Here is a 12,878-nt window from a genome sequence, read left to right as displayed (position 1 = left end):
AACAAGTTAAATGCCTGAAAATCAATCAGTTGACCAAAAATTATGGGGATGTAAAAAACAAAAAAAGTCGGAAGAAAAAATCTTCCGACCATGACTGGGGAATGCTCCAGCTATTTTTTTGTTTAATTTTAAATATTTACATATTATGCAAAAAGAAGAATTATTCGACTATGAATTTCTAAAACAGTTCAAGACCTGGGATGAACTCAACGGTTTTTTAAAGGAACTCCAAAAAACGGGGTATCAAGAAGATGATCGAAAGGGAACTGGACGGTCAGTTGGATTATGACAGGCACCAAAGACCAAACAAGGTAATTCTCGGAACGGGTATTCCAAAAAGAAGGTACGCACTTCTTTCGGGGAATCCGACATAGCTGTACCAAGGGACAGAGAAGCTTCCTTTAATCCCAAGTATACCATCTTCAGGGCACAGCGTCTTACCCGGACCAGGATCAGACTGGCCGGGGCGGATGCCAGCTATGCCACCAACAAGAGCAGAAAGTTCGCCTCCAGGTATGATATAGGGACCGATTTCAAGCGCAAGGGAAGGGACAGGGAAACACAAAAGGCCGCGCAGACAGATGGCGGCCATGACAACCGAGAAATGGGCCACGCGACTGGATGGAAGCCTTGGCAAGGAAAAAGAGCACTACCATCTAAAAAAGATCAAGGCCAGTTCAATAGAAATCATGGGATACCTGGCCAAAGGCCACACCAAAATCAATCCAAGAGCATGCCTGCCGTCCAAAAAATCAAGATTGGGAACAAAAAATGCCCCTAAATAAAATCCAAGGGCATTTTACATTCTATGTCATATAGAAAATTAGGCCAACTCCTGAAAGTGCCAAAATAGAAGTTTTGCAGTTTACGTCCTATTATCATGTGAATAAAAACTCTTTAATAATCTTTTTATCTGCTTTCGAATACGACTTCCTTAATAAAATCATCTCCAACCAAAACAAATTTGTTTTTCTCCTCATTTACCTTATAGGCCTTTACCGTATCGAAGGGTTGTGTGAAAGTAAAAATGATATCACAGATAATTGGTTTTAGTTTGAAATAATCATCAGAACCCTTATAAACTCGCTTTGATTTTGTAATAACATCATCTGCCGAATCCAAATCCTTAATAAGGATTTTTGGTTCTTTTTTTGGGTTTAACTTAAGGGTATGGACCCAATATTTAATTCTTGAATATAGAAGGTTAATATTTTTGTCCCTAAGAAATTGCTTCATTTTGTAAAAAAAACCTAGGCTATTTCCCACTAACAATGATACAACAGTCGTTCTGTCATAAAGTATGTGATGCTCAAAAGCATACGTTCTATTGGACCATCGCGTTTTATATTCATATGTTCCTTTTGAATAATCAAAAATTTCAAATTCATTTTCAAAACACCATTTCATAATATACATAATCAACAAATGCCCTAGGTTATATTTTCGAAAATCAATATCAAAAGTGGTAATAGCGAAAAAAAGTTCCTTTTTTGAAGAAAAACAAAAGGATAATGCAACGATTTCTTCATTAGCATACACTACATTCATAGAACCTGTTTTATCTATAATCATATTATAACACAATTCTCGGTAATAAACATGATCTCTTAAGATATCGTTTTCCATTCCTAAATCATTCCATCTTTTCTGAATAAGAATCAATAAATTATCAAAAATATAGTTGTATTCCTGTAATTCTATTGTACCATAAAATACTTTAAATCTAATCTTGAAATTTTCTCCCAATCTTCTATCCCATTTTCTAATATTACTTCTGCTTTTGGTAGAGTAATGCTGAGAAAAGTAATCATCAAAATTTTTATATCCCGATAAATTTGTTAGATATCCTTTATACTGAGGTACTTTTATTAATTTTAGATATGAATGGTCCTCTGTAAAATTTTGCCGCTCACGCAGATAGGGCAATACGTCATAAATTATAAAAACCTTTCCTTTACAATCATTTTGATTATTTCGCAGTATATATGAAACACCGTTGGTTATGTTCTTTCCTACATTAAAATAGAACAACTTACGCTTAGTGTGTAAAAATTTCACAGATTCAATACTTTTAAAAACTATGGGCTTTTCATTGTTTCCAAAGTGACTTATCCAAATATTAGTGAAACTTTTTGAAAAAAAAGGATTCATGTTCTCCATTTTATTTATTTATAAACACATTATTTATATAATTAACCAAAGGTTTAATTACTACGCCTTTAAAGTCTGTTTAGGGATTCCTTTGGTTATTTTGTTAAAGTATTCCAATAAATCTTCAGTTATAGGCACGAATGTTGCTGTTTTTCTAAAAAAGAACCACTTTTCAATACGAATAATATAAGGGTAAAATCCTGCATATGTAATAGTGCGAATTGAATTGATATTTTCAGTAGGTACAAAAGTTATTACCTCTTTATAACCTTGTTCTCTTGTCAATTCTAAAATTAAGGTAATGGCCGCAGGCATAATTCCTAAACCCCTGAACTTGGGAAGAGTAAAAGCACTTTCCAATAATGTCTCTTCAGATTTCAACAAAGGAAACGATTCGCCCCAAAATTTTTTTAACTTTAGGTTCTCCGAGGAATTAATAAGCCAACATTTAAAACAAGGATTTTCCTCTTTATTTATTGCCACGTAGCAGGTTTCAAGTTGGTCCAATAATATCGTAGTATTGCTGTCAATAAAAAAAACTTCATCTCCCTTCTTAAACTTCCTAATCGTTATTGGGGTAAGGGCTTGTCGTTTTATGAGATTTATTCCTAATTCCTGCCTAAAACCAAAAGCTATTATTTTGGAATTGAATCTATAGGTTAATATATTCCAAAAAGATCTATAATCTCTGTCCTTAATTAGATTTATAAATACCCGGCAAACATTTTTCATCGTATTCCATTTAACTTGTTATGATATTTAAATATTATTGATATTTCCAAAATTATATTAGAAAGCCTTATTATAAATATTCCAATACCATTTTTGAAAACAATAGTAGGCCCAAACGCTATAGGTATTGTCTTTTTTACCGCTCAAATGTTCCCCCACCAAATGGGTGATATAATTAATGTTAAAAATATTTTGGTTCTTTAAAAAGGGAATTTCAATATATGATTCCATTTCTTGTCTTAGGCTCGATCGCAACCAATCACCTACCGGAGATCCAAAACCCTGTTTGCTTTTTTCTAAGAATCCATCAGGAAATTCATGCTTAAAAGCTTCTTTTAAAATATATTTTTTGTTCCAGCCTTTCATTAAATAATCTTCAGGTAGGCTGTTGGCAAATGCCCATAATTTTTTATTTAAAAAGGGTGCCCTGCACTCCAATGAATTTAGCATACTGGTTCTATCCACTTTAGCCAACATACCACCCTCCAAGCTAATAACCTTATCTATAAAGCGAAAATCTGTTAACGAATTTGGTTTCTCAATATTAAGCTTAGCCTTATACTCATCGAAAATATTATCCCTGAATAATTCTGGTCTTAGCATTTGACTTAATTGGGATTCTGTATTGGCCAAAGAGATGATGTCCCAGTAATAGTTTCCATCATAGTTTACCGTATTTAACATCTTTTTGATTTGGAACCTTCTTCCTCTTTTGTCGTCATGAGTTGTTAATAGCGAGGTTAGGCCTTTACGTGCCAAATCATGGATGGACCTGGGAACGACCCGCGTATAACGACTATTTATTTTCCCCACATAGTACTTATTGTAACCCCCAAATACTTCATCCCCGCCGTCTCCGGTCAGGGCAACCTTTACATGGTCGCTGGTTTTTTTTGACACCAAATAGGTTGGTAATGAGGCAGAATCTGAAAAGGGTTCGTCAAAATTCAGTAAGATTTCATGAATGTTGTGTTTTAAATCGTCTTCATCTATAATGAACTCATGATGTTTGCTATTGATCTGCTTTGCAACCAGACGAGACTTATCCGTTTCATCAAAAGAACCTTTTTTAAAGCCTATAGAGAATGTGTTTATTTTTTCCTCCTTCATTTGTGCCAAACAAAGTGAAACCACGGATGAATCTACCCCACCAGAAAGAAATGTACCAATGGGTACATCGGATACCGAGCGACTTTCTACACTTTCCCTTACCAATTGCACTGTTGTGGTTTTGGCCGTTTCAAAATCCATATTGGACTGATTCCTTTCAAATTCATTCCCTATTGAAGTAACGCTATATTTATGATTTGTTAAATCGTATTCCAAATAGTGGTTTGCTTCCAATTTATAAATATTTTGGTAAATGGAATGTGGGGCCGGTATAAACGTTAATCTTAAAAAATGATTCAACCCAGTTATAGAAATCTCTGGCTTCTTTTCAACAACTTTGATTAGCGACTTAAGTTCTGATGCCCATATAAATTTGTTGTTGCTTTGGGTGTAATAGAGCGGTTTTTCACCAAAAAAGTCGCGGGCAACGAATACTTTACTTCGTTTCTTGTCGTATATACCAAAGGCGAACATGCCATCCAATTCCTTAAATGATTTCTCGCCGTCCATTTCGTAAAGCTTTAGAATAACCTCGGTGTCGCTATGGGTCTTAAAAATGCAACCTCGAGTCTCCAATTGCTTGCGTAGACTACGATAGTTATATATCTCACCATTAAAAACAATCACTAACTGTTGATCTTCGCTAAAGATTGGCTGTTTTCCAGTTTCTAAATCTATAATTGATAATCGACGCATACCTAAGGCAATACCAAAATCAGCCGACTCTTCCACGAATACGCCTTGATCATCAGGGCCACGATGAATTATACTATTGTTCATCTTATTAATTTCCGACAACAGACGTTGTTCCATTTCGTTAGTCGAAGATATAAAACCATTAATACCGCACATAAGTTATAAATATTAAGAATGTATAAATGATTTAAACTGTTGATAAATGCTGTTCAGTTCAAAATATTTGGCACGTTTTAAACCCATTTTAGAGTAATATTCCCGTTTTTCAGGATTGTCTAAAATGAATTGCAAAGCCTTTGATAAAGCTATTTCGTCATTCGTATTGATTAATATACCAAATTTCACCTCAACAAATTCCCCTATTTCAATATTAACAGGAACGTTTTCATTCAATATTTCCAAAGGACCAGATTTACAGTTTGTAGAAATACAGGGGAGACCAAAACTTAAGGCTTCCAACAAGGCGTTGGGAAAACCTTCAGTAAAAGAGGAAAGAACAAAACAGTGGTGATCTATAAGATATTTCCCGACATCATCGATCATGCCATGAAATCCAATCTTATCTACAAGTCCCATATCAATAACATCTTTTTTAAGTTCATTTTTTAGAGGGCCTTCGCCTAAAATTGACAAGGAAATTTCCTCATTTGACAATTTTCGGATGGCATTTATTATCATAATATGATTTTTATTCGTGTTAATCGCACCAACCGATATAATCTTGAATGGTCGGAAATCGTTTAGAAGAAACTTTGGTATTATAGGTGAAGCTGGTATTTCCAAAGGGTTATAAATAACACTCATTGGAATTGTTACTCCAAAATTATTTTTTAGGTCTTCATTGATATAAATAGAATTGGAAAACAACTTACTACAACGATTATAAAGCAATGGGTAGAATATTTTTGAAATAAGACTTGACAACCTACTGGTAGTATTCAAAGAAGGAAATCCACGTTCACTAATTATAAAAGTACATTTTTTGTTAAATATAGAAATAAAACCATTTATCAAATTAGGAAAAGCAAGAAATGAAATTGCAAAATCAATATTACTCTTTTTAAGTAGTCTCTTGTATATAATTGTAAATTGAATCAATTCAACCAACTTAAAAAAAAATGGTTTAACCAATGTCTTTCCCTTGCTAAGTACTATACTATTGACTTCTTTCGGTACATCGAATTTTTTAATGTCATAAAATAAAAAGAGGGTAACATTATAATCCTCAATCATTTTTTTTAATAGTAAGCTGATAACTCTTTCCGTCCCGCCATTGCCTATACTTATCGATAAAATACTGAGGTTTTTTTTATTGTTTTTGTGGATCATATTATTATTGAAGAACGTTAAAAAGATTTGTATATTGTTTTATTATTATATCCTTTCCAAATTTTCTTCGAACAGAATTTATAATTGCATTAGCATCCCAATCTTGTTTTAGATATAATTTTTTTAAAAAATCTTCTTCATTTTTTAAGATGTACCCGTTGACTCCATTTTCTATAATTTCTTTGGTTCCACCAGGAGCATCAAAGGCTATAACAGGTGTGCCGACAGAGCAACTTTCTAGAACAGCGTTAGGAAATCCTTCAACATAAGAACCTTGTAGAAATATGTCGCTATTAATTAAATATTTTGCTACCTCGGTAGTAAAAGGAATGTAATTTACTTTTTCGTTAAGTCCATATTTGTTAACGGCCATAACTATATCCGTTTTTCTTGGCCCTTCCCCTATAATTAAATATTTAAAGTCAAATGATAATTTGGAAAGTATTTTTAAAATTCTAAGATGCCCTTTAACATCTACCAATCTTCCAACTGTGATATAATTTATGGTATTATTATAGTTGACTTTGTTTATTTTGCCATTTTCGTCCATATTGGTAATAGGGTTGTTTATTATTACAATCTTTTCTTCTGGAATTCTAAAATGATGTAGTAAATCATTTTTCATGTCTATAGATTGACAAATTATCTTTTCAAAGAGAGGGTACGTTATTTTTGCTAATAGTGAATGAAGAATACCTTTTAAACTATTAGTTTTTTTTCTTTTACCTGAAACCGTCGCCTCCCGAGCAATAAACTTTGTGTTTTTAAAGAAGATAGATAATAATCCCAGTACAGTATTCAAATGCGTAATTGAACCAACAACTATAGCAGGTTTATGCTTATTTAAAAATACAAACAGCGCTGGGATTGCAAATAAGACCCTTTTTTTATTCAAAAATGTAGTAGTTTCTTCATTAAATTCATACACAGCTCCAGACTTGTTGCCAATTACTAATAGATGGGAATCAAATTCATTAGAATTAATATTCCGAGCAACAAAAGACATAACGCGTTCGGCGCCTCCAGCTGATAGGGACGGTATAACAAATAAAATCCTTTTTCTATTGTGGCACATGTTAAGGCAATTTTAGTACAATGAAATTGAATAATCCATTATTAATAGTTGAAAAACTTCACATAATAATAATAATAATAATAATAATAATAATAATAATAATAACCATATATCCTTCATTACCTATTTAATTATTAATATTTTTATTTTGGTGATTTTTATCTTTAAAATTTACATTAATAAGCATCAAAACCATAAGAAAAGGATAATCTGCATTCAGGATAAAGTTATTATGAAAACTAGTATGTATTAGATAACTAAATAGTATCAACTTAAATAAAACTACATACTCAGAATCCAAAAGTTTAATATAATCTAAAAGAAATAAAATAAAATAAAAGAACAATATATAACCAATAAAAGAATAATGAAACCCTATATTGATGAGGCCATTGTGTGATGCCAAATGTAAGATACTTGGATTTCCGTATTTACTGAACATCTGCAATTTCGCTGTCCGATAATCTTGATCTGTAATTCCCAATGGGTAATTCATTACTGCATATATGCCAGTAGCCCATAATAGAGGTCTTGCATCACTTTGTCCCTCAGAACTTATTTTAGTTATCCTACTGTTCCCTCCTGTTAAAAGGTCTTTACTTGCATACACAAGAAAAATCGCAAAAAATGCACCTGTCACAATTGCCAGCTTATAAAAACCATGTCTCTTGATAGGCGCAAAAAAGAAATACCCCAATACAAGAAAAATTTCGGCAAGTAACAACGATCTCGTTTGACTAAATATTGAGGCTATAAATAAAACAATTAGAAAAGCCAAATAGTAATTTCTTTTATATCGGAGGTATAAATAGAAATTAATTGCAAAACTACTGATTGCAAAATAGGAAAAGTTTATTGAAGATACAAAAGGCCCTGATAGCCTATAGCGCTCCGCAAAACCACCTGAAATATAAGCTTCTTCATTGCCTAGGTTTGCTAGCCCAGGTTCAGATTGAACAGATACATAAAGCATCTTTTTAATTTCAAGCATCTGCGCGGCAACCGGTGACAAAGGATGCTGTAAAAAGGCAAAAATACAGATCAAAAAATGTATGAAAACAATGACATTTACATACCTTATGTCTTTATTCGCAATTAATAAAAACAAATAGGAAAAGGCTATAAAAGAAATACATTTAACAAATTCAGTATATACTACTTCAAATTCTATTTTACCAACTATAGCCAATTTAAAATTAACAAACAATTGAAGTATGGTAAATAAAATTAGAAAAGTATTCCATTTCTTAAAAAATGGATTGTTTTTAATTTCTAATAAAAACGACTTAAAGAAAAATCCAAAAAACATAAATTCAAGCAGGCGATCATAGCTTATACCATTAATTTTGAAATTTATGAATATGTTATCTATTGCCAATAATACGGCTATAATAATATATGGTATTTTCATATGAATTCATTTTCTATCACATTTCTATAAAAGCCATCAATGGTATGATGTTGATCAATTCGCTCTAAACTTGCTAGACCATAGGTTATTAATCGATTTTTTTCTAATATTTTTGCTAAAACCACATCCAAGTCAGCAAAATCTTTAGTATACTTAAACACATACCCATTAACATCATTTTGAATATAACACTTAGTGCCATTTTTATTGGAACATACAGCTGCCACACCACAAGCCATTGCCTCCAACACAGAAAAAGCAGCTGGTTCATCATGACTAGGAAGCACAAATAAGTCAGATGTTTCTAATAATTTAAAAATTTTATCATGGTTAACATTCAAGAAAAACTCTACTTGGGATTCATGTTTCTTAATACTTTCTTTTATAGATAGTAAATAATTATAGTGCTGTTCCCCAATACATTCTGAAGCAATAACTAGCTTATTGTTAATTGAGCTGAAAAAGTTTATCCGAATAAGGGAATCGACCAATTCCCTTATGTTTTTTCGATCCTGCATTTTTCCTATCGTCATAACTTGAATACCTGTATTTTGATTTTTAGCATTCACTTTTTCCTGGTCGACCATTTTATCCACCACAAAAGGTATGTAGATTGTATTAGGAATAATAGGTTGAGTACTATCTCCCAAAACCGGAGTAAAATGCTTTACACCAAAAATTTTAAGCGAGCGATAGAACAATTTTCGTTTGAAATCCAATTTTTGTCGATAATTGTTTTGCGTATATAAATAGACTTTTTTTCTTAAAACAATCCCGATTAAAAAATGTTGTATTGAAATAAAAGGCCGTAAATTTCTTAAGATAATTATATCCGGATTTATTCTTTTGTATATCTCATAACATTGTGCGAATGAAGTAATATGAAATTTGCTTAGCGTTTCTCGATCAACCGCATTTTTTGCGTTCTTACTCTTTAAAAGCCATTTAACAAGAGTAGAAGGTTTTGACAGTATTGGCTTCAAGAATTTATGGTTCTCACTTCCTCCAATATATATGGACAAAAAATTAACTTCGACTTTTTTGTCCAATAATTGCTTAGTAAGAAAAAACTGGTTCGTATGAAATCTAGGCGCAACAAATAATATTTTTTTATTAGGCATAATATTGTTTTAAAAACGGAATTTTCATAAAGCTCTTTTGTATTAAATTCGGGAAAGATCTTAATATTTGGGTTAAAAACAGAAAATTTTGTTGATTGAAAATAATATTATTCTTATTTATCAAGAAAATCAACATTATTGGAATATACACACAAATTGACAGAACAAGATGGGTTAACGACGAAGTTATTTCCAAATAATACAAAACAAGAGTTAGGAATAAAAAGGGAATATGGGCTAGAATAGCTTTTAAGTGCATGATAATATATGATTTTTTTGAAAACTTTAATTCAATATATAACCTATAACTAACTTGCATATAATTTAGAATTGTAGCAATTAGAACACCAAATGCTACGCCATTCACACCAAAGAAGTAACCTCCCAAAGTACAACATCCGAACATTAACACTGCAAAAATAAATTGATAATAAGCACCTCGATAAATCAGACCCATGGACTTGAGATAGGACTTATTAATTTTAGTGCCAAACCTATGTGCTAATCCCAAAATTAAAATTTGTAGCGGAAAGATCACCTCTTGCCATTGATCACCCAAAAGTGTATCTACAATAAATTTCGCATTTATAAAAATTAAAACAGCAATCGGAATTAAAAAACCAAAACATAGAGAACTACTGAAAAGATAGAATTCTGCTAATTTTTCTTTCTGATCTTGTTTTTGGGAAAGTATAGGGAACAATACTTTGTCAAAAATACCGCCGAAAAATTGTGCCGGAATTGCCAATAATTGGAACGCCTTGGAATAAATACCCATAACTGTTGTACCCAATAGTTTTCCGACTACAATATTATCAGCGTTTTCTGCAAAATAGTTAAATATGGAACCCAAAGTATGACCCGACCCGAAAAACATTAAATCCCGTACAATTTGTTTGCTAAATAATAGACCAATGGTTGGCCTTTCAAAGTATGTAAGTATTATAATTGAAATAATCAAGGATGCAAATTGCCCTAATATTAAAGCCCAAAATCCAAAATCCAAATACGCTAATATAATTGAGGTTAGGCCTATACCTAAAATATACGATATTACATTGCTCCTAACAAGTAAATCAAATCGTAAATTTCTTGTCAACAAAGCACTAGTAATACTGTTAAAACTTCTTAGAGGAAAAAAAATAGCAAAAAAACGTATTGCATTGTCTTCATCTTTGAGTTCAAAGAAAGCTCCAATTATAGGTGCCAAAATAAAAAACAGTATGCCAACTAAGAGTCCTATTAAAAAAGAAAGAGAATATCCCTGAGATATGTGATCGGAGGTTATTTTTGGCAATTGGATTAGAGCACTTCCAATACCCATTTGAGAAAACAGTTCCGAAAAAGTCACCAATAACATCATGATAGCAACGATACCAAATTCTTTAGGTGTGAGGAGCCGAGCCAGAATACCTATAACAATTAATTGTATAAATATTTGGATTACAGAACCTACTAAATTCCAAAGCATTCCAGTAACCCCTTTTTCCGTTGTAGATTTTATTCGTTTCTCAATACCCATATGCTATTGGTTCGCTTTTAATAGATTGTTTTATTCAAATAATTACACTTCACCTAATATGTTTCTTAATCTGTCAACTCAATTAATACACCTAAACTTTCCCTATCTTAAAAATTATTTACAACAAAAGTGTAAATATATGTTATTAGAAATCTAATTATCAAGTAAATATTTAATCTAAAAATCGTTGCAAAACAATTTCATTAATTTAGTTATTTTAATGCCTGTTTTCATTCCTAACCTGGTAATATTTGAGATTACGAGATTGTCAAACTTCAGGTCTCTGAAGTACCTTCATTTTGGAGTGTACACCAACTCGTTCAGCGATAGCTGAAAGTATTTCCCTTTAATTTCAATTATAGTCCACATCAGTCTGGGTTGAGCGTTAGGTATGGTTATGGTCACCCATCTCAAAATCTGCACAATGTAATCCCTATTGTTCCCATACATAACGTGATACTTTTCTCGAACAAAAATTACATTACTATCAGATTTATCCCTTCAAAGCATATTATTGAGACACCAGTTTCTTTATTTGTCGGCTTTGTCTTTCGGTCCTCACATCCTCCCCGAATGGCATAAATTCTACCATAATTTTCTAATTATACCTTGCTCATCCTCAATAGTCCATAGTACCCGGACTTTCTCTATTTTGGAAGCTACCACAGTCTAAATAATCCTTATTCAGAGCTATATAATCTTTAATGCGTCGTAACAATTACTGTTCCCATAACCTTCCCTAGTCTGGCTGCCATTGCTAGAACAACCTCGCAACGCTTCAGCTACATTTGCTTTTGAATCTCGTTAACCAAAGATCTTCTTTTTGTGGCAATTGCCCGGATCATGCTCTTTGCCGTTTCTTAAAGGAAAGGTCTGAACTTTGCTTATTTGTCACAGCTTGCAAGGAGAAATAACGCTCACATTGCTCGTAATTATAACTACATTGATCAAGAATCCAATAGTTTTATTCGAGTCCAAATCTGTGGCAGCTCCTACTATTTTTTGTCCTCTCTGACTTGAAGTGTATACTTAAGACTTCCTACCCATCATAACTGGTTGTAAACATAATACGTACAAACTTTTAATTATTAACCTTAGATACCTCATATCCATCTGTTGTCAGTAATTTCCCAAAATCAGTTAATTTATTATTCAATAAAAATTAGTACAGATTATTGAGGATTTTATCAAGAAGGTATTTTCTTGGACCAAAGTTTAAAAAAAAAATGAAACAACCACTCATTAATAATTTAAAAGAACTCATAATATCGTTGAAATTCAAAAGCAAGCTCAATTGCTGCAAAATTTAATAATAATGAACATTGTCCTCCTGCGGAATTAAAATTAATTAGATCAAATTATGTGGTAATTCTATATAGATTTAAAATAAAAATATCATCTTCTTTGCATATTCCCAGTGTAGTAACTATCGCAAATTTTTCCCAAATTTGAAGCTAACATGACGGATTATACGCGTCTATAAAATAAATAGGAACAAAATTAAAACTCAAAAAAACATCTCAACTTATTTCATTTAATAAATCTATAATCCATTCGTACTTAGTTTCAAATATTTAGCTTAATTAATTTCAAAGTTATTCATCATTATTCGTTATATGATTACGTCAAATTAATACTGTAAGCAGATTTTGCAATTTAGTATGATTTACTAAAGACTGTTATTAGGTATATACATTACTCCACATTTAAAAAATGGCTGATATTCTTAAG

Annotated in this window: 10 protein-coding genes and 1 pseudogene; 3 read left to right on the top strand and 8 right to left on the bottom strand. The window is 31.9% G+C overall.

The window, feature by feature from the left end; translation table 11 throughout:
- Positions 1-145: 145 nt before the first annotated feature.
- From CWD91_RS23030 to CWD91_RS22850, 3 genes and pseudogenes are all read left to right on the top strand, one after another.
- Positions 146-289 (top strand): hypothetical protein, encoded by a 144-nt coding sequence (locus CWD91_RS23030; protein WP_239985902.1) that lies wholly within the window; start codon positions 146-148, stop codon positions 287-289.
- A 24-nt stretch (positions 290-313) separates the two neighbouring features.
- Positions 314-424: pseudogene (locus tag CWD91_RS23025) on the top strand (transposase); the annotation flags it as partial.
- A gap of 166 nt (positions 425-590) precedes the next feature.
- Positions 591-785 (top strand): hypothetical protein, encoded by a 195-nt coding sequence (locus CWD91_RS22850; protein ID WP_192877712.1) that lies wholly within the window; start codon positions 591-593, stop codon positions 783-785.
- 124 nt (positions 786-909) lie between these two features.
- Here CWD91_RS22850 and CWD91_RS22065 read toward each other — a convergent pair whose 3' ends face one another.
- From CWD91_RS22065 to CWD91_RS22030, 8 genes are all read right to left on the bottom strand, one after another.
- A complete protein-coding gene (locus CWD91_RS22065; RefSeq protein WP_157943871.1) occupies positions 910-2,058 on the bottom strand; it encodes a GNAT family N-acetyltransferase in 1,149 nt (382 codons plus the stop codon).
- A gap of 153 nt (positions 2,059-2,211) precedes the next feature.
- Positions 2,212-2,883, bottom strand: coding sequence for a GNAT family N-acetyltransferase (locus tag CWD91_RS22060; RefSeq protein ID WP_103443147.1), 672 nt, complete (start codon positions 2,881-2,883; stop codon positions 2,212-2,214).
- Positions 2,884-2,940: 57 nt separating this feature from the next.
- Positions 2,941-4,845, bottom strand: coding sequence for an asparagine synthase (glutamine-hydrolyzing) (asnB, locus tag CWD91_RS22055; protein ID WP_103443146.1), 1,905 nt, complete (start codon positions 4,843-4,845; stop codon positions 2,941-2,943).
- A gap of 12 nt (positions 4,846-4,857) precedes the next feature.
- Positions 4,858-6,018, bottom strand: a complete 1,161-nt coding sequence (locus CWD91_RS23205) for a glycosyltransferase (RefSeq protein ID WP_103443145.1) — start codon at positions 6,016-6,018, stop codon at positions 4,858-4,860.
- Positions 6,019-6,022: 4 nt separating this feature from the next.
- Positions 6,023-7,093 (bottom strand): glycosyltransferase, encoded by a 1,071-nt coding sequence (locus CWD91_RS22045; RefSeq protein WP_103443144.1) that lies wholly within the window; start codon positions 7,091-7,093, stop codon positions 6,023-6,025.
- A gap of 127 nt (positions 7,094-7,220) precedes the next feature.
- Positions 7,221-8,504: an O-antigen ligase family protein gene (locus CWD91_RS22040; protein ID WP_103443143.1), complete on the bottom strand. Its 1,284-nt coding sequence runs from the start codon at positions 8,502-8,504 to the stop codon at positions 7,221-7,223.
- On the bottom strand, positions 8,501-9,625 hold the full coding sequence (locus tag CWD91_RS22035; RefSeq protein WP_103443142.1) for a glycosyltransferase family 4 protein: 1,125 nt from the start codon (positions 9,623-9,625) through the stop codon (positions 8,501-8,503). Before CWD91_RS22035 ends, CWD91_RS22040 begins: the two co-directional genes overlap by 4 nt.
- Positions 9,618-11,147 carry a lipopolysaccharide biosynthesis protein gene (locus CWD91_RS22030; RefSeq protein WP_103443141.1) on the bottom strand — a complete coding sequence of 510 codons (1,530 nt, stop codon included), beginning with the start codon at positions 11,145-11,147 and terminating at the stop codon, positions 9,618-9,620. The genes CWD91_RS22035 and CWD91_RS22030 overlap by 8 nt, the downstream gene beginning before the upstream one ends.
- Positions 11,148-12,878 lie beyond the last annotated feature (1,731 nt).

The sequence above is a fragment of the Arenibacter hampyeongensis genome, assembly GCF_002909255.1.
GTDB lineage: Bacteria > Bacteroidota > Bacteroidia > Flavobacteriales > Flavobacteriaceae > Arenibacter > Arenibacter hampyeongensis.
The sequence above is the reverse complement of the archived record's forward strand: the minus strand, read 5'-3'. Positions and strand labels throughout refer to the sequence as shown.

Excerpts from the sequence above, each read along its gene's own strand:
- CWD91_RS23030 (WP_239985902.1), top strand. The coding sequence starts at position 146 with ATGCAAAAAGAAGAATTATTCGACTATGAATTTCTAAAACAGTTCAAG.
- CWD91_RS22850 (WP_192877712.1), top strand. The coding sequence starts at position 591 with ATGACAACCGAGAAATGGGCCACGCGACTGGATGGAAGCCTTGGCAAG.
- CWD91_RS22060 (WP_103443147.1), bottom strand. The coding sequence starts at position 2,883 with ATGAAAAATGTTTGCCGGGTATTTATAAATCTAATTAAGGACAGAGAT.
- asnB (WP_103443146.1), bottom strand. The coding sequence starts at position 4,845 with ATGTGCGGTATTAATGGTTTTATATCTTCGACTAACGAAATGGAACAA.
- CWD91_RS23205 (WP_103443145.1), bottom strand. The coding sequence starts at position 6,018 with ATGATCCACAAAAACAATAAAAAAAACCTCAGTATTTTATCGATAAGT.
- CWD91_RS22045 (WP_103443144.1), bottom strand. The coding sequence starts at position 7,093 with ATGTGCCACAATAGAAAAAGGATTTTATTTGTTATACCGTCCCTATCA.
- CWD91_RS22040 (WP_103443143.1), bottom strand. The coding sequence starts at position 8,504 with ATGAAAATACCATATATTATTATAGCCGTATTATTGGCAATAGATAAC.
- CWD91_RS22035 (WP_103443142.1), bottom strand. The coding sequence starts at position 9,625 with ATGCCTAATAAAAAAATATTATTTGTTGCGCCTAGATTTCATACGAAC.
- CWD91_RS22030 (WP_103443141.1), bottom strand. The coding sequence starts at position 11,147 with ATGGGTATTGAGAAACGAATAAAATCTACAACGGAAAAAGGGGTTACT.